The 18,070-nt window shown below is 57.2% G+C and carries 20 protein-coding genes and 1 tRNA gene; 13 read left to right on the top strand and 8 right to left on the bottom strand.

Annotated features, from left to right (window positions below; genetic code table 11):
* The first annotated feature begins 255 nt into the window (after window positions 1–255).
* Genes ACRZ9U_RS05195 through ACRZ9U_RS05165 form a run of 7 tightly spaced genes read left to right on the top strand, consistent with a single transcriptional unit; the run spans window position 256 to window position 5,663 of the window.
* A complete protein-coding gene (locus tag ACRZ9U_RS05195) occupies window positions 256–960 on the top strand; it encodes a response regulator transcription factor (protein WP_170392598.1) in 705 nt (234 codons plus the stop codon).
* A 32-nt stretch (window positions 961–992) separates the two neighbouring features.
* Complete coding sequence (locus ACRZ9U_RS05190) at window positions 993–2,702, top strand: sensor histidine kinase (RefSeq protein ID WP_170402267.1); 1,710 nt, start codon at window positions 993–995, stop codon at window positions 2,700–2,702.
* A 3-nt stretch (window positions 2,703–2,705) separates the two neighbouring features.
* On the top strand, window positions 2,706–3,176 hold the full coding sequence (locus ACRZ9U_RS05185) for a phosphoenolpyruvate carboxykinase (ATP) (protein ID WP_170402264.1): 471 nt from the start codon (window positions 2,706–2,708) through the stop codon (window positions 3,174–3,176).
* Window positions 3,173–4,054: an RNase adapter RapZ gene (rapZ, locus tag ACRZ9U_RS05180; RefSeq protein ID WP_480454360.1), complete on the top strand. Its 882-nt coding sequence runs from the start codon at window positions 3,173–3,175 to the stop codon at window positions 4,052–4,054. The genes ACRZ9U_RS05185 and rapZ overlap by 4 nt, the downstream gene beginning before the upstream one ends.
* Window positions 4,051–4,443 (top strand): PTS sugar transporter subunit IIA, encoded by a 393-nt coding sequence (locus tag ACRZ9U_RS05175; RefSeq protein WP_170392594.1) that lies wholly within the window; start codon window positions 4,051–4,053, stop codon window positions 4,441–4,443. Before rapZ ends, ACRZ9U_RS05175 begins: the two co-directional genes overlap by 4 nt.
* A gap of 16 nt (window positions 4,444–4,459) precedes the next feature.
* Entirely contained in the window at window positions 4,460–4,729 is a 270-nt protein-coding gene (locus ACRZ9U_RS05170) for an HPr family phosphocarrier protein (RefSeq protein ID WP_170392593.1), read from the top strand.
* A gap of 34 nt (window positions 4,730–4,763) precedes the next feature.
* The gene (locus tag ACRZ9U_RS05165) at window positions 4,764–5,663 is read left to right on the top strand and encodes a lysophospholipid acyltransferase family protein (protein WP_170392592.1); all 900 of its coding nucleotides are present in this window, start codon (window positions 4,764–4,766) and stop codon (window positions 5,661–5,663) included.
* 79 nt (window positions 5,664–5,742) lie between these two features.
* Here ACRZ9U_RS05165 and ACRZ9U_RS05160 read toward each other — a convergent pair whose 3' ends face one another.
* Complete coding sequence (locus ACRZ9U_RS05160) at window positions 5,743–6,618, bottom strand: 3-hydroxybutyryl-CoA dehydrogenase (RefSeq protein ID WP_170402258.1); 876 nt, start codon at window positions 6,616–6,618, stop codon at window positions 5,743–5,745.
* A gap of 163 nt (window positions 6,619–6,781) precedes the next feature.
* Here ACRZ9U_RS05160 and ACRZ9U_RS05155 point away from each other — a divergent pair, with 163 nt between their 5' ends.
* On the top strand, window positions 6,782–7,600 hold the full coding sequence (locus tag ACRZ9U_RS05155; protein ID WP_480761359.1) for a DUF6473 family protein: 819 nt from the start codon (window positions 6,782–6,784) through the stop codon (window positions 7,598–7,600).
* A gap of 63 nt (window positions 7,601–7,663) precedes the next feature.
* Here ACRZ9U_RS05155 and ACRZ9U_RS05150 read toward each other — a convergent pair whose 3' ends face one another.
* The 6 genes from ACRZ9U_RS05150 to ACRZ9U_RS05125 all read right to left on the bottom strand — a co-directional run bounded on the left by ACRZ9U_RS05150 (window position 7,664) and on the right by ACRZ9U_RS05125 (window position 11,931).
* A complete protein-coding gene (locus tag ACRZ9U_RS05150; RefSeq protein WP_170402252.1) occupies window positions 7,664–8,593 on the bottom strand; it encodes an electron transfer flavoprotein subunit alpha/FixB family protein in 930 nt (309 codons plus the stop codon).
* Complete coding sequence (locus ACRZ9U_RS05145) at window positions 8,593–9,351, bottom strand: electron transfer flavoprotein subunit beta/FixA family protein (RefSeq protein WP_170402250.1); 759 nt, start codon at window positions 9,349–9,351, stop codon at window positions 8,593–8,595. Before ACRZ9U_RS05145 ends, ACRZ9U_RS05150 begins: the two co-directional genes overlap by 1 nt.
* 185 nt (window positions 9,352–9,536) lie before the next feature.
* Window positions 9,537–10,109: a cob(I)yrinic acid a,c-diamide adenosyltransferase gene (locus ACRZ9U_RS05140; protein ID WP_170402247.1), complete on the bottom strand. Its 573-nt coding sequence runs from the start codon at window positions 10,107–10,109 to the stop codon at window positions 9,537–9,539.
* A gap of 3 nt (window positions 10,110–10,112) precedes the next feature.
* Window positions 10,113–10,313, bottom strand: coding sequence for a twin transmembrane helix small protein (locus tag ACRZ9U_RS05135; RefSeq protein ID WP_170392587.1), 201 nt, complete (start codon window positions 10,311–10,313; stop codon window positions 10,113–10,115).
* 79 nt (window positions 10,314–10,392) lie between these two features.
* Window positions 10,393–11,220 (bottom strand): SDR family NAD(P)-dependent oxidoreductase, encoded by an 828-nt coding sequence (locus ACRZ9U_RS05130; RefSeq protein ID WP_170392586.1) that lies wholly within the window; start codon window positions 11,218–11,220, stop codon window positions 10,393–10,395.
* A 69-nt stretch (window positions 11,221–11,289) separates the two neighbouring features.
* Window positions 11,290–11,931, bottom strand: coding sequence for an SH3 domain-containing protein (locus tag ACRZ9U_RS05125; protein ID WP_480761355.1), 642 nt, complete (start codon window positions 11,929–11,931; stop codon window positions 11,290–11,292).
* A 200-nt stretch (window positions 11,932–12,131) separates the two neighbouring features.
* On the opposite strand from ACRZ9U_RS05125, the gene parC reads away from it, so the two are divergent.
* The 4 genes from parC to ACRZ9U_RS05105 all read left to right on the top strand — a co-directional run bounded on the left by parC (window position 12,132) and on the right by ACRZ9U_RS05105 (window position 16,952).
* Complete coding sequence (parC, locus tag ACRZ9U_RS05120; RefSeq protein ID WP_170402244.1) at window positions 12,132–14,480, top strand: DNA topoisomerase IV subunit A; 2,349 nt, start codon at window positions 12,132–12,134, stop codon at window positions 14,478–14,480.
* 97 nt (window positions 14,481–14,577) lie between these two features.
* Window positions 14,578–15,168, top strand: a complete 591-nt coding sequence (locus ACRZ9U_RS05115; RefSeq protein ID WP_170392584.1) for a hypothetical protein — start codon at window positions 14,578–14,580, stop codon at window positions 15,166–15,168.
* Between the two features lie 116 nt (window positions 15,169–15,284).
* Complete coding sequence (gene tuf / locus ACRZ9U_RS05110) at window positions 15,285–16,460, top strand: elongation factor Tu (RefSeq protein ID WP_010441214.1); 1,176 nt, start codon at window positions 15,285–15,287, stop codon at window positions 16,458–16,460.
* A 270-nt stretch (window positions 16,461–16,730) separates the two neighbouring features.
* A complete protein-coding gene (locus ACRZ9U_RS05105; protein WP_170402241.1) occupies window positions 16,731–16,952 on the top strand; it encodes a hypothetical protein in 222 nt (73 codons plus the stop codon).
* A 34-nt stretch (window positions 16,953–16,986) separates the two neighbouring features.
* Here ACRZ9U_RS05105 and ACRZ9U_RS05100 read toward each other — a convergent pair whose 3' ends face one another.
* Window positions 16,987–17,691 (bottom strand): DUF374 domain-containing protein, encoded by a 705-nt coding sequence (locus tag ACRZ9U_RS05100; protein WP_170402235.1) that lies wholly within the window; start codon window positions 17,689–17,691, stop codon window positions 16,987–16,989.
* A gap of 142 nt (window positions 17,692–17,833) precedes the next feature.
* On the opposite strand from ACRZ9U_RS05100, the gene ACRZ9U_RS05095 reads away from it, so the two are divergent.
* A tRNA-Trp gene (locus tag ACRZ9U_RS05095) sits at window positions 17,834–17,909 on the top strand.
* Window positions 17,910–18,070 lie beyond the last annotated feature (161 nt).

Here is an 18,070-nt window from a genome sequence, read left to right as displayed (position 1 = left end):
TATCACGGTATTTTGGGACATGAACAGGAGGGTTGGGGGTAGTTAGCGCAACCAAGTTGAGGTTTAGCGCCATCACGATTTGTCTGCCGTAAATCAAGGCAGCTATTTGGGCGCAGCAAGGCAAATTTGCCGCATACCTGCCGCAAGAATGGCACGATTCGAGGTTACGAGTTGATTCGGTGGCTCAAAACCGCCAACAATGCCTTACAAAAAAGCGTATTATTGCGCGAGTGAGCAGGAATAGGGGTGAACCCGATGTCAAAGATTGCACTGGTGGACGACGACAGAAATATCCTGACGTCCGTGTCCATGACACTCGAAGCCGAAGGGTTTGAGGTCGAAACATACAACGATGGTCAGGCTGCGCTGGACGCTTTCAACAAAAAGCTGCCAGACATGGCCGTACTGGATATCAAGATGCCGCGGATGGACGGCATGGATCTGCTGCAAAGGCTGCGGCAGAAAACCCAGATGCCCGTGATCTTTCTGACCTCCAAAGATGACGAGATTGACGAGGTTCTGGGTCTGCGCATGGGTGCAGATGACTACGTCAAAAAACCATTCTCTCAGCGGCTGCTGGTCGAACGGATTCGCGCCTTGTTGCGCCGTCAGGAAGCGGTCGATGGTGATGTGACCAACGCGGCCTCGGGCGATACAAAAGTGATGGAGCGGGGTGAGCTGCGGATGGACCCGCTGCGCCACGCAGTCAGCTGGAAGGGCAATGATGTCTCGCTGACAGTTACCGAGTTTCTGCTGCTGCAGGCCTTGGCGCAACGTCCGGGCTTTGTCAAAAGCCGCGATCAGCTGATGGATGTGGCTTATGATGATCAGGTCTACGTGGATGACCGCACCATTGACAGCCATATCAAGCGTCTGCGTAAGAAGATGCGCGCCGCCGATCCCGAGTTTTCGGCGATAGAAACGCTGTACGGTATCGGGTATCGTTATAACGAAGAATAGGCGCGGCCGTTTTATTAAGCCGAAGGGGTCTCGTGCGCGATACTGAACAAGCCAACCAAGAGCACGACGCAGGCGTCGTTCTTGGGGATGACTGGGTCATCCCCCAAGACCCTGATGCTGCCGAGCTACAGGCCAAGCGTTCGCGACGAAACCTGTTTTCGCTGCGCTATTCGCCCCTGGCGCGCAGGATCATCACCTTCAACCTCATTGCCCTTGTCATTTTGGTGGCAGGGCTGCTGTATCTGGACGACACGCGAAAAGAACGGGTTCAACAGACCGCGCAGAACCTGGTCGGTGATGCGCAACTTGTAAGCAACGTTTTTGAAACCCAGCTGCGTCAACCCTCTGCCAATGGTGCAAGGACATTAGATGTCCGCGACACGCTGGCAGGCCTCAGCTTGCCCGAAGGCGGTGAGGTCTTTGTATATGACGGCACTGGCACTCTGATTGGTTGGACACGCGGAGCGCCCATGGCTGACAAATTGCCCAGCCTTTTGCATCTGGACGCCGACAGCGCCGCTGGAAGCACTTTGATCAGCGACGCATTGAACGCGGTTTGGAATGGTGTTTCTGCGATCTTTAGCGGTTCTTCCGAAAGCGAGGCTCCGACGCTGGCGCAACGGGTGCAGGAAATGATCCCGCAAGCGCTGAACGGCGGATTGCAAGTACAGGCCGTGCACGACGATAAAGGCAAGACGGTGATTGTCGCCGTGGCCCCGATCCTATTGGACGATACGCCTGTGGGTGCCGTTGCTATGGCGGGCCCGGCGGGCGAGATCGATGCGCTGGCCCGCAAGGAGCAAGAGCGGATCCTGCAGATGTTTGTGGTGGCACTGCTGGTCTCGATCGGTCTGAGCCTCGTTTTGGCCTCAACGATTGCCAATCCTCTTGCTGATCTGGCCGCCGCTGCCGAGATGGGCAAGGACCGCGGAGCCGGAGTGAACCCCGGACGTATCCGCATCCCGGATCTCAGTGCGCGCCCGGATGAAATCGGCCGTCTGAGCCAGGCTTTGCGCGGGATGGTCACGGCGCTTTATAACCGCATTGACGCGAACGAACAATTTGCGGCCGATGTCGCGCATGAGATCAAGAACCCGTTGGCCAGCCTGCAATCCGCCGTGGGCACCATGCGCATGGTCAAACGCGATGATCAGCGCGAAAAGCTATTGGGCGTGATTGAGCATGATGTGCGGCGATTGGATCGACTGGTCAGCGATATCTCGAACGCATCGCGGCTGGACGCGGAACTGGTGAAAGAAGAAGAGCAGCCCTTTGACCTGCTCAATCTGCTTGGCAATATCAGTCAGTTTCTGGGTGAAGATGCCCGTTCGAAAGGCATCGAATATATCACTGACCTTCCCTCGGACCCCATCGTGGTCAACGGGCTCGAGGCGCGTCTGGCGCAGGTCTTTGTCAACCTGATCACCAATGCGATTTCGTTCTGCGAGGACAAAGACGCCATCCGGGTCTGGGTCCGCCGTCGTGACAACCGCGTGCTCGTGGTGGTTGAAGACACCGGTCCCGGCATTCCTGATCAGGCGCTGACCAAGATCTTCAAGCGTTTCTACTCCGAACGCCCCGAAGAGCATTTCGGCAACAATTCGGGCCTTGGATTGGCGATTTCGAAACAAATCGTCGAGGCGCATGGTGGTGTGATCTGGGCAGAAAACATCCGTCCGACCGAAGCCGATATCACCTCGGACCCGCTAGGTGCGCGGTTTGTTGTCGGGCTTCCCGTCTAGGTTATGAGCACCACCCCACTTTCTGAGATAGCGGGTCAAGGGTCGGCCTGCATTCATGGGACCTGTGTTGTGGTTCAGGAAAAAGGCTTATTGATCATTGGCGCCTCGGGTACGGGCAAATCTTCTTTGGCGCTACAGATGATGGCGCTTGGGGCGCAGCTTGTCGCGGATGACCGGGTCGAATTGACCGGAAAGGCCGATCACGTGATGGCAGCTGGACTTCCGCAGATCCGCGGCCTGATTGAAGCGCGCGGCATCGGGTTACTGCGAGCTGAAGCCGCGAGGCCGGTCCGATTGGCATTTGTTGTGGATATGGACCAACCCGAGCCCGCGCGATTACCTGAACCCGCTGAAATTCTTGTGTTGAAGCAAACTGTTCCCTTGCTTCGCGGGGCTGGCGTGCCCAATTTGGCTGCAGGACTTATTCAACTTGTGAAAATGGGGCGCGTAGCCCCGGAATGGCCGAATACATGACAGCACAACAGCGCGTCGTTCTGATAACAGGTCCTTCCGGTGCAGGGCGATCGACCGCAATTCATGTGCTTGAAGATCTGGGGTTCGAGGCGATTGACAACCTGCCGATGGGGTTGCTGGCTCGCCTCGTCGACAATTCGGAGCCTGCGCGCCCCATGGCTTTGGGTATAGACGCGCGCAACCGCGATTTTTCAACCACCGGGTTTATCGAACTTGCCGCCAAACTGGGCCGGATGGAGAATGTCGACCTGACGATCCTCTATCTGGATTGCCGGGACGAGGTGCTGCTGCGTCGCTTCTCGGAGACCCGCCGCCGTCACCCGGTTGCGACTGATGCCAGCCCGGAAACCGGCATTTGTCAGGAAAAGGAACTGTTAGCCCCAATTCGCGAGTTTGCCGACACGCTGATCGACACCAGCGCGTTGAATGTGCATCAGCTGCGGGAAGAGGTCGAACGCTGGTTCGCCCCAAAGGGCGGGCGGCATCTGGCGGTGTCGATCGAATCCTTCTCGTACAAGCGGGGCTTGCCGCGCGGTTTGGACATGGTGTTCGATTGCCGGTTTCTGGCCAATCCATACTGGCGGCCTGAACTGCGGGATGCGGATGGTCGAAACTCGGATGTGGCGGCCTATGTTCAATCAGATGCAAACTATGGCGTCTTCTTTGACCGGGTGGTCGACCTGCTGATCGAACTGCTTCCGGCCTTCCGTGAGGAAGGCAAAGCGCACCTTTCAGTTGCATTTGGGTGCACCGGAGGGCAGCACCGCTCGGTCGCGGTGGCTGAAGCAGTTGCAAAGGCCCTTGCAGAAGGGGGGCAGCAGGTGGCAATTAGGCATCGCGAAATGGAACGACGCGCGATGAATGTGAGGCCGGAGTGATCGGGATCGTTATTGTTGCACATGGTGGGTTGGCTCAGGAGTATCTTGCTGCCACGCAGCATGTGGTTGGAAAGCAACCCGGACTGGTGGCCATCCCGATAGAAGCCGACCATGATCGCGAAGCGAAACAAGTTGAAATCTGCCGCGCGGCGGACGAGGTCGATATGGGCGATGGCGTCGTTGTGGTGACCGATCTGTTTGGCGGCAGCCCCTCGAATCTGAGCCTGCGCGCATGTGCGCCACAAGACCGGCGAATCCTTTACGGGGCCAACCTTCCCATGCTGATCAAACTGGCCAAAAGTCGCCACTTGCCACTGGCCGAGGCCGTGCGTTTGGCTTTGGAAGCTGGACGAAAGTACATCAATGCGCAAAATGTGACATTGGATTGACACCGGATAGATTCATATGACGACCAAGAGTTTGAAAATTATCAATGAAAAGGGCCTTCACGCCCGCGCTTCTGCCAAGCTGGTCGAGGTGGTCGAAGGCTTTGATGCGCGCGCCGAGGTGTCACGAGACGGGCTTTCTGCCTCGGGCGACAGTATCATGGGCCTTTTGATGTTGGCAGCGTCGCGCGGAAGCACTATTGACGTCGAGACGTCCGGCCCGGATGCTGAGGCGTTGGCAGAGGCTTTGGAAACATTGGTGAACGATAAGTTCGGCGAAGGGTTCTGACAGCCACGACACCAAGGACGGAAAGACAAGGCAATTGGCGGAAACCACGCACGATACCAAGACAGGTCCTGTAGTGGATCACGACACCGATCAGGGTGAAATCTACGACCGCAGAACCCTGACCTACGCCAACTCGTTTGACGATGCCTGGACGTCTACGGCCATTCGCGCCATCGAATGGTGCACAGGCAAGCTGACCATCTTGCGCATGGTCAACAAGTTCGAGAAGCAGAACGAACGCTATCGAGGTCAGAAGTTCTGGGGCGGTGCGCTCAAGACCATGGGTATCGAGCTGACAACCCCAGCCGAACAGATCGCCCGCATCCCAAAAGAAGGCCCCGTAGTGGTCGTCGCGAACCATCCGCACGGCATGGTTGATGGCATGATCTTCGCTGAACTCATCGGCCGGGTCCGCAGTGACTATCGCATCCTGACCCGCTCAGTCCTGACCGGGTTGGATGAAGCTGCGACCTCATTCATGATCCCGGTGCCGTTCCCGCATGATCCTGAAGCGCAGGCCAAGATGCTCGAGATGCGCAGCAAGACGATGAAACATCTGGCAGATGGGGGCGTTGTCGCGTTATTCCCGTCAGGTGTTGTGATGTCTTCGGATGATTGGTTCGGACCAGCCATCGAGCGGGAGTGGAATGTCTTCACCGCGAAGATGATCCGTAGGTCGGGTGCCAAGGTCGTGCCGATCTTCTTCCCTGGCAGCAACTCGCGCTGGTATCAAATTGCCAACCGGATATCGCCCATCCTGCGCCAGGGCCTACTGCTGCACGAAATCGTCCGATCCTGCAACAGGCCCCAGTCGCCGGTGATCGGTGACCCGATTTCGGATAAAGACATGGACCTGCTGGAACGCGACCCCCGCGGTTTCATGGCATGGCTCCGTGATCACACCATGGCGCTGGGCAAGACGCTCAAATCCTGATCCGCCCCTTCATCTGGCCAAAAATATCTCGGGAGTGAATTGAGCCATAGGCACAAGAGAGGGCTGGCCCTCTCAGATTCTACCGTGTGGGTACCGGAACCTCGCCTCGATAATCATAAAACCCGCGTTCGGTTTTGCGTCCCAGCCATCCGGCTTCGACATATTTCGTCAACAGCGGGCAGGGACGATACTTGGTGTCTGCCAGTCCGTCATGTAACACGTTCATGATCGCCAGACAGGTATCCAAGCCGATGAAGTCCGCCAGTTCCAATGGGCCCATAGGGTGGTTTGCGCCCAGTCTCATCGATTGGTCAATGGACTGCACATTCCCGACACCTTCATACAATGTGTAAACCGCCTCATTGATCATGGGCATCAGAATGCGATTCACGATAAAGGCCGGAAAATCTTCGGCGCTGGCTGAGGTTTTGCCAAGCCGGTCCACTACGGCTTTACAGGAGTTAAAGGTTGCTTCATCGGTGGCGATGCCCCGGATCAACTCGACGAGCTGCATCACAGGGACCGGGTTCATGAAGTGGAATCCCATGAAACGTTCGGGCCGGTCGGTGCGGCTGGCCAGCCGGGTAATTGAGATCGACGAAGTGTTCGATGTCAGGATCGTATGTGGCTGTAGGTGCGGCAACAGGTCTTCAAAGATTGCCTGTTTCACCGTTTCCCGCTCGGTCGCGGCTTCGATTACAAGATCGGTCTGCCCCAAATCCGGCAGATTCAGCGTCGTTGTGATCCGACCCAACGCGGATTTCACTGCATCATCCGAGATTTTGCCGCGCGACGCTTGACGCGCCAGGTTGGTTTCAATGGTTGCCATCGCGCTGTTTAGCGCGTCCTGGCTGACATCGTTCAGTAGAACATCATACTCTGCCAACGCCATAACATGAGCAATCCCGTTACCCATCTGTCCAGCGCCGATCACTCCGACTGATTTTACGTCCATTTGTTCGATGCCCTTGTTCGCAGAATACGGCGACATTATCGGCAGTTCCCTATGGGCGGCAAGGGGACGGGGACAGTCAATTTCGCTTCAAATGCGCGCATTAGGACTTTCTCAAGACTTGCGGCGGCAAAATGGCGGTTGGGTGAATATTTGGGTGAGTGTGATGAGCTATCAATCGATCAATGCGGTCCATTCCGCGGAAACGACGTGCGAATATGAAAATTCGAAACTACGTTTCAGGGGCCCTCAAAGGGCGTTGAACAACCCCTATGTGGCATGTTTGGGGGGCGAAGAGACTTTTGGCCGATTCGTGGAAACCCCCTTTCCCAATGAGTTGGAACGTCGTCTGGATCGTCGATGCCTCAACCTTGGCAGCCTGTTCTGCGGTGTCGAAGCGTTGACGCAGGACAAAGGGCTACTGGAGATCGCAAACCGATCTGATATCTGCGTCCTGCAGTTACCCGGCATGCTGGGGCTATCGAACCGATTCTACCGGGTGCACCCACGACGCAATGACCGTTTCGTTGCGCCAAATGCCGATCTGGTTGCGCTGTATCCCGAAGAAGATTTTACGGATGTCCATTTTGTACAGCACTTGCTGACCCGCCTGTCGGCACGCTCGGATGCCCGTATTGAACTTGTGGAACAAGAGTTGCGCAATGTCTGGATCGAAAAGCTCGGCAAGTTTCTTGCAGAAGTAGGCCCGCCCGTCCTGCTTTTGCATCTGCAAGTGGAGAGAAGCGATTTGGATTCGACACCGGGTGACGGCTTTGCAATCAACCCCGAGATGATTGAGCCTTTGAGACCCCATTGTACGGATATTTTGTCCTTGCAGGTTCAGGTGTCCGGCGTATCCGATGAGCTTGAAGACATGTTGTTTGGCACCCTGCAACAACCGATTGCCGAGCATATGATCGGCCCAGCCACACATCGCAATATCGCTGGCTCACTTGCCCAAGTGATCAACGACCTGGGCGTATAAACAGCAAAGGCCCGCCAGTGGCGGGCCTTCTAAGATTTTTCGTCGAGAAATCTTTGTCTGAAATCAGCCGAGTTTTTCGGTGAGTTCCGGCACGGCCTGGAACAGGTCTGCGACCAGACCGAAGTCTGCGACCTGGAAGATCGGCGCTTCTTCGTCCTTGTTGATCGCAACGATGACCTTGGAGTCCTTCATGCCCGCCAGGTGCTGGATCGCACCCGAGATGCCGACTGCAACATACAGGTCAGGGGCAACAACTTTACCGGTCTGACCCACCTGCCAGTCGTTCGGGGCGTAGCCCGAGTCAACTGCGGCGCGTGAGGCACCAACGGCGGCTCCCAGCTTATCGGCCAGGCCTTCGATCAGTTTGAAGTCGTCTTCCGAGCCAACACCACGGCCACCCGAAACAACAACACCAGCCGAAGTCAGTTCAGGACGGTCGCTTTCAGCAACCTTGTCCTCGACCCACGACGACAGGCCGGGGTTTTCGCCGACCGAGATGGTCTCGACCGCCGCCGAACCACCTTCGCCCGCCGCATCGAAGCTGGCGGTCCGGATGGTCACGACTTTCTTGGCGTCGTTCGATTTCACGGTCTGGATCGCGTTACCCGCATAGATCGGACGCTCGAAAGTGGTGGCATCGACCACGCCGGACGCGTCCGAGATCACCATCACGTCCAGCAGGGCTGCAACGCGCGGCATCACGTTCTTGGCGTCGGTGGTGGCAGGGGCAACGATATGCTCGTACCCATCGGCCAGCCCCACGATCAGGGCTGCGGTCGATTCCGCCAGGCGATGACCCAGCGAGGCGTCTTCGGCCACCAGAACCTTGGATACGCCATCGATCTTGGCAGCGGCCTCACCAGCAGCAGCGGCAGAACCACCTGCGGCCAGAACGGTGATGTCGCCCAGCGATTTGACAGCCGCTACGGTCTTGGCGGTGGCGTCAACCGACAGCTCACCATTGTTAACCTCTGCGAGAAGAAGAACAGCCATTATACAGCCCCCGCTTCTTTGAGTTTCTCGACCAGCTCATCAACCGAGCCCACGATGATACCAGCAGCACGTGCCGGCGGCTCTTCGGTCTTGACGACTTCCAGACGCGGAGTGACGTCGACGCCATAGTCGGTGGCGGTTTTCTCATCCAGCGGCTTTTTCTTCGCTTTCATGATGTTCGGCAGCGACGCATAGCGCGGCTCGTTCAGGCGCAGGTCGACGGTCACGATGGTTGGCATTTTGACGGAGATGGTCTGCAGACCGCCGTCAACCTCACGGGTGATCTTGGCAGTGTCGCCTTCGATGTCCAGTTCGGACGCGAAAGTGCCTTGGCTCCAGCCCAGCAGGGCTGACAGCATCTGACCGGTGGCGTTCATGTCATTGTCGATCGCCTGCTTGCCCGCCAGAACGATGCCCGGCTGCTCTTCTTCGACAACTTTGGCGAGGATCTTGGCAACGGCAAGCGGTTCGATGTCCTGATGCACGTCATCCGCCGCGACAACCAGAATGGCACGGTCGGCGCCCATGGCCAGTGCGGTCCGCAGGGTTTCCTGCGACTGTTTCACACCGATCGAAACGGCAACAACCTCATCGGCCTTGCCCGCCTCTTTCAGGCGGATCGCCTCTTCCACGGCAATTTCGTCGAACGGGTTCATCGACATTTTTACATTGGCGAGATCAACGCCGCTGCCATCCGCTTTCACACGAACTTTCACGTTGTAGTCAATCACGCGCTTGACAGGCACGAGTACCTTCATTTTTGCGTATGCTCCTTACAAAAACGGCAAGCCGCGCAGCGACTCCACCAATGCTCTCGCTGGCTTAGATAGCGGGTCGTGATGTTCTGCGACAGAGCAAAATCGTCACGTCATGGTTTCGAGACGTCGCGTTTTGTCATTTTTTGGACCAGAAACGAAATTTAGTTTCCCGACGGCAGGCGCGATCACCGGTTTGCGCCGGGAATCCAGAGCACATCATCGTGCCCGCCGTTGTTGGCACAGCGCGCGGCGACAAAGAACCAATCGCTCAGGCGGTTGAGGTATTTGACAGCCACCTCATTGACCGGTTCCATGTTTGTCAGCTCAACCGCCAACCGCTCGGCCCGGCGCGAAACTGTTCTGCACACATGCATATGCGCGGCCAAACGTGAGCCACCGGGTAGAATGAAACTGCGCAAGGGCTGGAGCGCTTCATTCATCGCGTCGATCTCGGCTTCAAGCCGGTCGATCTGAGCGGAAACGATACGCAGGGGCGGGTAGTCGGCCTCGGCATCCTTATCCATGTCGGGGCGGCAGAAATCGGCACCCAGATCAAACAGGTCATTCTGGATACGGGACAAGGCGGCTTCGACTTCTCCGACTGCTTCGGTCCGTGCCACGCCGACAAAGGAATTCAGCTCATCCACAGTGCCATAGGCCGCGACACGCCCGGAATATTTGGCAACGCGCTCACCATTGCCCAGAGCGGTTTTCCCATCATCGCCGGTGCGCGTGTAAATCTTGTTGAGAACGACCATGCCTTACCCTCCCTGCCCACGCAGATAGACGTAAAGTACGATCAGCAGCACCGCAATGAACTGAAACAGGATCCGCAGGCGCATCAGCTTGTTGCTTTTCAGCGCGGCTTCTTTGCCGGGTTTTCCAAAATTGGCAATGCCCATCACCAGCACGACGACGACCGCCGCCATGGCCAGAAGCAGTATGACCATCGTCAGGTCCATAGCTCACCGTCCGTGTTTGTTCAGTTGTTGAGCCGTCATCTAGCGTTGATAGCGGCAAAAGCGAACAGGTAATTTCGCCTCATATGTCCGAGAGGATGCGATCAATGGCCCGGGTGGGCAGAATACGGCGCAGATATCCGGCGATATAGGTGGGCGTCGTCACATAGTATCGCGGACGTGGGCGCTTGGATTCAACCGCATGCGCCAATTTGGCGGTAACAGCCGAGGCAGGCAGTTCGAACTTGTCAGGTCCGGAGGATTCGTAGAGGCGTTTCAGCAGCGTATCCTCGTATCTCTGTCGCAGGGCCGAGCTTTTCCAGTCAATAAAGCGTTCGAAGACAGGGATCGCGTTCACACGGATCTTCGAGGTGACCGGGCCTGGTTCGATCAGGATGACCTTGATGTCGGTGTCTCGTAGCTCTAGGCGCAAGGTATCGGTCAGGCCTTCGATGGCGTATTTGGTAGCGACGTATGCCCCGCGCCAGGGGAATGCGACCAGTCCCAACACTGATGAGTTCTGCACGATGCGCCCATGGCCCTGAGCCCGCATCACGGGAATCACTTGCCGGGTTAGTTCGTGCCAGCCAAATACGTTGGTCTCGAAAATTAGGCGAAGCCCTTCGATTGGGACATCTTCAACCGCGCCGGGAAGGCCGTGAGCGCCATTGTTGAACAACGCATCCAGCGTGCCACCGGTCGCGTCCAAAACCTGCTGCAGGCCTGAGGTAATGCTATCGGAATCGGTATAGTCGATCAGCGGGCTGTCGAAACCCTGTGCCCGTAGCCGATCACAGTCACGCTGTTGACGGCATGAGGCAAAAACGCGCCAACCTCGCGCGCGCATCCCGTGCGCCGCGTCCAGACCGATCCCGGATGAGCAGCCTGTGATCAGAATCGATTTCTGCATATTGCCCCCGCCTGTGTATTTCGCCCATAGCTATGGCGAGCTTTAGGTCAGGACAATGACACAGTTGCGTCAGTTTGTTGGTTTCCGAACCAGTGAGGCAGAAATCCAACCCACCCGCTGATCAGGGTATAACCGCAAACGCAGCCAGCCGGTGCCGGAATCGCTGAGAACCTCAACGCGCTGGCCAAGTTTGGCTTTGGCGATGATGGGGTAAATCGTTCCGGGCCCATCGCGCATATTGACCCGCGTGCCCGAGATTTCGCGGATATCTTTCTCGGGCTCGATGACTTGATTCACAGGTGTGATGTCATCCTGCACCTCGGCCTCGACCTGCAACAGTCCGGCGGCTCCGTCTTCAAGCGAAGCCAGAGTAAAGCTGACGCCGTTCTCGTCAAATGCAGAGAACTGAGACAGCGGATCGTTGGTGACTTGTGACAGGACGACTGCGGCATCCTCCTCTACTTGTGGCTCGGGCTGAGCGCGCGCCTGTACAATGCGCGCGGCAACGTTGGTCACAAGGTCTTCAGCCCGAGGTGCGTGGTCGTCTTTAGCCTGAGGTGCGTGGTCGGATGCAGGCTCATGTTCTGGCACAGAGGCAACGCGAACCGGTTGCTCGGTGCGGGTGCCGCGCGGTTCGAAATCCGGGCCCCCGCTCATCACATAGAAGCTCCAGCCGAGCATGGCGAAAGTGATAACAATAACACGCTTCATGGCGCACCCCCTGGCAATCGTAACATCAATAAAAGGCAGCAGTCTTAATGTTCGAAAGCCTACCATAGATTCAGCTTCGAGTCGAAAAGCGGGGGAAATCCGATACTTGCCTCCCCCTGTTGCAAAAAGCCCGACTTGTCCCCAGCAAAATATGCGCCGATTGCTTTACCCGCGCGCGCTTGCGTCGTATCACATCATGTATGAACGATACGATCGACGACCCCAATATGGAGACCCCTGACAATGGGGGCGAGGTAGCCGAGCCGCTGCGCCGCGCAATTGGCGAGCGCTACCTGACCTACGCGCTTTCCACCATCATGCACCGCGCTTTGCCAGATGCGCGCGATGGATTGAAGCCGGTTCACCGGCGAATCCTCTACGCGATGCGCGAGTTGCGACTCAGTGCGACGGGCGGTTTCCGTAAGTCAGCGAAAATCTCTGGCGACGTGATGGGTAACTATCACCCTCATGGCGACGCGGCGATTTACGACGCAATGGCGCGACTGGCACAGGACTTCAACGTCCGATATCCACTGGTCGACGGGCAGGGGAATTTTGGCAATATCGACGGCGATAATCCGGCGGCCTCTCGATACACCGAGGCGCGGATGACCATCGTGGCCGAAGCCCTGTTGGAAGGGTTGAACGAAGACGCTGTCGATTTCCGCGACAACTATGACGGCACACTGACCGAACCGGTCGTGTTGCCCGCACAGTTCCCGAATCTACTGGCCAATGGCGCCAGCGGTATCGCGGTGGGCATGGCGACGAATATCCCGCCGCATAATATTTCCGAGCTGTGCGACGCTTGTCTGCATCTGATCAAGACGCCGGATGCGCGTGACGACACGCTATTGAATTACGTTCCCGGCCCGGATTTTCCGACCGGCGGCGTCATTGTCGAGCCGCCCGAAAATATCGCGCAGGCCTACCGCACCGGGCGTGGATCCTTCCGGCTGCGCTGTAAATACGAGGTTGAAGATCTGGGGCGTGGCCAGTGGCAGATCATCGTCACCGAGATTCCCTATCAGGTTCAGAAATCCAAGCTGATCGAAAAGATCGCGGAACTGATCCAGACCAAGAAAATCCCGATCCTTGCCGATGTTCGTGACGAATCTGCCGATGACATCCGTCTGATCCTTGAGCCGCGTTCCAAGAATGTGGACCCCGAGGTGCTGATGGGCATGCTCTATCGCAACTCGGATCTTGAGGTACGTTTCAGTCTGAACATGAACGTGCTGATCGACGGGGTGACGCCTAAGGTCTGTTCGATGAAGGAAGTGCTGCGCGCGTTCCTTGACCACCGGCAACAGGTGCTGATCAGGCGGTCGCGTCACCGCATGGCCAAGATCGACCACCGCCTTGAGGTATTGGAGGGCTTTATCGTCGCCTTCCTGAACCTCGACCGGGTGATCGATATCATCCGCTACGACGACGACCCCAAGGCCGCTCTGATGCGCGAAGATTGGGGCATCGATCACGTCCGCGCAACCGATGAGTCCGATTACGTCTCGCCGAAGCCGGGTGAGGGCGAACTGTCCGAGGTGCAGGTCGATGCGATCCTCAACATGCGCCTGCGCAGCTTGCGCCGTCTGGAAGAGATGGAACTGGTACGCGAACGTGACGAACTGATGCTGGAACGCGCCAACCTCGAAGACCTGCTGGCCGACCCCGCCCTGCAATGGGCCAAGATCGCCGAGCAACTCAAAGAGACCAAGAAGACCTTTGGCAAAGACTATGAAGGCGGCACGCGCCGGACACAATTTGCCGAGGCAGGTCAGGTCGAGGAAGTGCCGCTTGAGGCGATGATCGACAAGGAACCGATCACGGTCGTCTGCTCTCAGATGGGCTGGATCAGGGCAATGACCGGCCATATCGATCTGAAGCGCGAGTTGAAGTTCAAAGATGGTGACGGCCCACGTTTCATTTTCCACGCGGAAACTACGGACCGCCTGCTGGTCTTTGCGTCAAATGGCCGATTCTATACCGTCAGCGCCGCTAACCTGCCCGGCGGGCGCGGCATGGGCGAACCGCTACGTCTGATGGTCGACCTGCCGAACGAGGCGCAGATTATCGACATCCTGATCCACAAACCGGGGCGCAAGCTGCTCGTGGCCTCAGATGCGGGCAACGGCTTTATGGTGCCGGAAGATGACGTTCTGGCGCAGACCCGGAATGGCAAACAGGTGCTGAACGTCAAAGGAGACGAGACGGCGATGATCTGTAAGCCGGTTGAGGGCGATCATGTTGCTGTTGTCTCGCAGAACGGGAAATTCCTAGTCTTCCCGACAGAGGAGCTGCCCGAGATGACCCGTGGTAAGGGTGTCCGCTTGCAGAAGTACAACATGGCGCGTGGACGGCAGGGCACACTGGAACTGGATGGTGGGTTATCCGACATCACCACCTTTAACTGGGAAGAGGGCCTGAAATGGTCCATGGGCGGCGACAAAACCCGGCACGAGGCGGATATGTCCCAATGGCTGGCCAAGCGTGCAGGTGTCGGGAAAAAAGCACCTTATGGCTTTCCGAGGGATTACAAGTTCTCTTGATATGCTGTCCGCTTGGTGAAAATCTGCCGATACGGCTTGGCACAACCCGTATCGGTGCGCTACATCCACAGAAAACAGGCCTATCGAGACGAGAGACATGCTGCGCATTCTGACACTGATCACCGGGTTGGCCCTGATGGGCGCATGCACCCAAACGCAGGTTTATGAAGACCCCGAGTCGCTGGGTGAATTCAAGCTACGCGTGAATTATGCCTTTGCGGAAAAGGCCGTTCAAGGACCGGTTTCGCGGGATGCTACGCCGGATGAATGGACCAAAGCGATCCAGAATGCAGTGGACATCAGGCTTGGCCGGTATGAAGGTTCACAGGAATACGACATTGGCATCAGTCTCGAGGGCTACATGTTGGCACCTCCGGGAATTCCTGTGATTTACAACCCCAAAAGCACCGCCATCGTTCTGGTAAACGTCTATGACGTCGAAAAGAAAGAGTTCCTTGCTAAAGGCAAACAGTTTCAGGTGCTCGAAGATACCACCGGTGAAAGCGCACTTACTGGATCAGGAAATGCGCGCACCCGAGAAGAACAGATGAACGGTCTGGCCTTGAAGGTTGCCGACCGGGTTGAGGAATGGCTGGCCGAAGAGCACAAGGATGATGGCTGGTTTGACAAGCGCCCCAGCTTGATCCAGCCGCTTGAAACCGAAGCTGTCACACAAAATCCGGCGTGATGGATGCATTTCCCTCAGGATGTGCTTGATTTTCCCCCCTGAACCAAATATCTCGCGCGCGCAGATGTAACCACGGGACCAAGGGTCCCCCAAATTGCAAAAAGGGCGCCTGAGGAATGGCAAAGGAAAAGTTTGAGCGTAATAAGCCGCACGTCAACATCGGCACGATTGGCCACGTTGACCACGGCAAGACCACGCTGACCGCAGCAATCACCAAGTATTTCGGTGACTTCAAAGCGTATGACCAGATTGACGGCGCGCCTGAAGAAAAAGCACGTGGCATCACCATCTCGACCGCCCACGTGGAGTACGAGACCGACAACCGCCACTATGCGCATGTCGACTGCCCCGGCCACGCCGACTATGTCAAGAACATGATCACCGGTGCCGCTCAGATGGACGGCGCGATCCTGGTTGTGAACGCAGCTGACGGCCCGATGCCGCAGACCCGCGAGCACATCCTGCTGGGCCGCCAGGTTGGCATCCCGAAGATGGTCGTGTTCATGAACAAAGTTGACCAGGTTGACGACGAAGAGCTGCTGGAACTGGTTGAGATGGAAGTTCGCGAACTGCTGTCCAGCTACGAATACCCCGGCGACGATATTCCGATCATCGCAGGTTCGGCTCTGGCCGCGATGGAAGGCAACAACCCGGAAATCGGCGAAGAGAAGATCAAGGAACTGATGGCGGCTGTTGATGACTACATCGACACCCCTGAGCGTGAAGTTGACAAGCCGTTCCTGATGCCGGTCGAAGACGTGTTCTCGATCTCGGGCCGTGGTACTGTTGTGACCGGCCGTGTCGAGCGTGGCGTGATCAATGTTGGCGACGAGATCGAAATCGTCGGCATCCGTGACACTCAGAAAACCACCTGTACCGGTGTTGAAATGTTCCGCAAGCTGCTGGATCGCGGTGAAGCGGGCGACAACATCGGCGCCCTGCTGCGCGGTATCGACCGTGACGGCGTTGAGCGTGGCCAGGTTCTGTGTAAGCCGGGTTCGGTTACACCGCACACCAAGTTCGAAGCCGAAGCCTACATCCTGACCAAGGAAGAAGGCGGTCGTCATACCCCGTTCTTCGCGAACTACCGTCCGCAGTTCTACTTCCGTACAACTGACGTGACCGGCACCGTGACCCTGGCGGCTGGCACCGAGATGGTTATGCCCGGCGACAACGTCGGCTTCACCGTCGAGCTGATCGCCCCGATCGCGATGGAAGACGGCCTGCGCTTTGCGATCCGCGAAGGCGGCCGCACCGTCGGCGCCGGCGTCGTCTCGAAAATCATCGAGTAATCACGGTAGTCGGGCTTTGGCCCGACAAATCGGTGAACTAAAGAAGGCCGCTCCACATGGGGCGGCCTTTTCTCATCCAATCTTCTCGGCGCATTGAGATTATTCGTCGAATGATCTCGGGCAAGCTGCGTTCATTGAACAAAACAGCTGTCGATCTCGCATTCTTAATCTACCGTCCACTCCAAACGAAGACTGAACTCCCAGCTCTCTATTGCAACAGCAAGGGTGACGCGCAAATCAAGCGCGTCCCGGCGATCAGGGGAGACTAAGATGTTTGGTTTTGAATTTCTGAACTATGGAACGCAAATCCTTCACAGCAAGGATTTGGACGATATGAGAGCCGCTGTTCTCGGTGATGACGAACAGGAAATTGAGTGCAAAATCAGCGACTTTTGCCGAGAGCGCAAGCGATTTGATATCAAGCTTGCTGAAATGTCGGACAGCATGGCGAGAGGAGCGACCTCGGTCAAAACCAGCGCAGATGCGGCCTAACGGCGCAATAGTCGTTTCACGCCGGGTTCTGGGTTCACATGCTCTTTGCCCATGGCTCACGCCCGACCATCCGGTCGGCCTCGGCGGTGATGTCGTTCATATGCTGCTCAAGGCTCAGACGAAGGGCCTCAATCTGCTCTTCGCTGGCCTTGCGTGGAACTGGATCGGTCCATTCGCGGCACAGAAATACGCCGTCGTTGCGCCAGGGGCGAGGCATCAGCAGACGATCCCAAGTTCCGGCTTCGCGCCCGTGCCGCGCGGAATAGGTGATGCCGAAAACTCGTTTACCTGATGTGCGAGCCCAGACCAGCGGTACGGTCGAGGATACCCGCTCGGGTCCGCGAGGGCCGTCGGCGGCAATGCCAATCGAGATACCCTGTTTCATCTTTCCCAGCACTTCGCGCGACAAAGCGACGTGGCGCTTGCGGCTGGACATTGCAATTGTATCCATCCCGAACAGCTTCTGCACTCGCCCCACCATGCTACCCGCGCGCGCTGCCGAAGTGATCGAGCAGATGCGGCCCTTGTCCAGAGGGAAGAAATATGGCGATTGTGCCAGTCTCTGGTGCCACAGCACCACGATGACCGGTTCGCCCTGTTCGGCCAGTTGATCCAGCTCTTCGTAACCGATGCGCTGCCAGCGTGTGTTGCGATGCACCAACCGGATATAGCTTGCGATCCGTCGCGCGACCCAGTTCAGCACGGCTTCGCTGTCTGCGATTTTCTTGCGGATGCTCAAGGCTGCGGTCCTCCTGCTGGCCGAGCCTTGTCTTAAAGAACTGCGCGCCGGGCGCAACTTTTTTGTCAGCGGTAAAGTGTTCGGAAAACTCAAAAAGCCTCTTGAGTCCGCTGCGCCTCTGTCATATCTGATGGCCCAGCCTAGGGGTATAGCTCAGTTGGTAGAGCGACGGTCTCCAAAACCGTAGGTCGCGGGTTCGAACCCTGCTGCCCCTGCCATTTCCCACCGGACAAGCGAAATTCCTGCAACAGAGGCGCGGGCTTGGTGCATACGTGTGGCGCAATTCACTTGACGTGTGCGGCAATAAAGAAAAAGCTTGATCAAGGCTGAAGGAAAAGCCATCAGGACTGTCCAGCTAATGTGCTAAAGTCGTTCGGCT

The sequence above is a fragment of the Ruegeria sp. D7 genome, assembly GCF_056534355.1.
This window is presented reverse-complemented; position numbering and strand designations above follow the sequence as displayed.

Bases quoted from the DNA above. Each gene is read 5' to 3' on its own strand.
- ACRZ9U_RS05195 (WP_170392598.1), top strand. From the start codon at position 256: ATGTCAAAGATTGCACTGGTGGACGACGACAGAAATATCCTGACGTCC.
- ACRZ9U_RS05185 (WP_170402264.1), top strand. From the start codon at position 2,706: ATGAGCACCACCCCACTTTCTGAGATAGCGGGTCAAGGGTCGGCCTGC.
- rapZ (WP_480454360.1), top strand. From the start codon at position 3,173: ATGACAGCACAACAGCGCGTCGTTCTGATAACAGGTCCTTCCGGTGCA.
- ACRZ9U_RS05170 (WP_170392593.1), top strand. From the start codon at position 4,460: ATGACGACCAAGAGTTTGAAAATTATCAATGAAAAGGGCCTTCACGCC.
- ACRZ9U_RS05160 (WP_170402258.1), bottom strand. From the start codon at position 6,618: ATGGACGTAAAATCAGTCGGAGTGATCGGCGCTGGACAGATGGGTAAC.
- ACRZ9U_RS05155 (WP_480761359.1), top strand. From the start codon at position 6,782: ATGAGCTATCAATCGATCAATGCGGTCCATTCCGCGGAAACGACGTGC.
- ACRZ9U_RS05150 (WP_170402252.1), bottom strand. From the start codon at position 8,593: ATGGCTGTTCTTCTTCTCGCAGAGGTTAACAATGGTGAGCTGTCGGTT.
- ACRZ9U_RS05145 (WP_170402250.1), bottom strand. From the start codon at position 9,351: ATGAAGGTACTCGTGCCTGTCAAGCGCGTGATTGACTACAACGTGAAA.
- ACRZ9U_RS05140 (WP_170402247.1), bottom strand. From the start codon at position 10,109: ATGGTCGTTCTCAACAAGATTTACACGCGCACCGGCGATGATGGGAAA.
- ACRZ9U_RS05135 (WP_170392587.1), bottom strand. From the start codon at position 10,313: ATGGACCTGACGATGGTCATACTGCTTCTGGCCATGGCGGCGGTCGTC.
- ACRZ9U_RS05130 (WP_170392586.1), bottom strand. From the start codon at position 11,220: ATGCAGAAATCGATTCTGATCACAGGCTGCTCATCCGGGATCGGTCTG.
- ACRZ9U_RS05125 (WP_480761355.1), bottom strand. From the start codon at position 11,931: ATGAAGCGTGTTATTGTTATCACTTTCGCCATGCTCGGCTGGAGCTTC.
- parC (WP_170402244.1), top strand. From the start codon at position 12,132: ATGAACGATACGATCGACGACCCCAATATGGAGACCCCTGACAATGGG.
- ACRZ9U_RS05115 (WP_170392584.1), top strand. From the start codon at position 14,578: ATGCTGCGCATTCTGACACTGATCACCGGGTTGGCCCTGATGGGCGCA.
- tuf (WP_010441214.1), top strand. From the start codon at position 15,285: ATGGCAAAGGAAAAGTTTGAGCGTAATAAGCCGCACGTCAACATCGGC.
- ACRZ9U_RS05105 (WP_170402241.1), top strand. From the start codon at position 16,731: ATGTTTGGTTTTGAATTTCTGAACTATGGAACGCAAATCCTTCACAGC.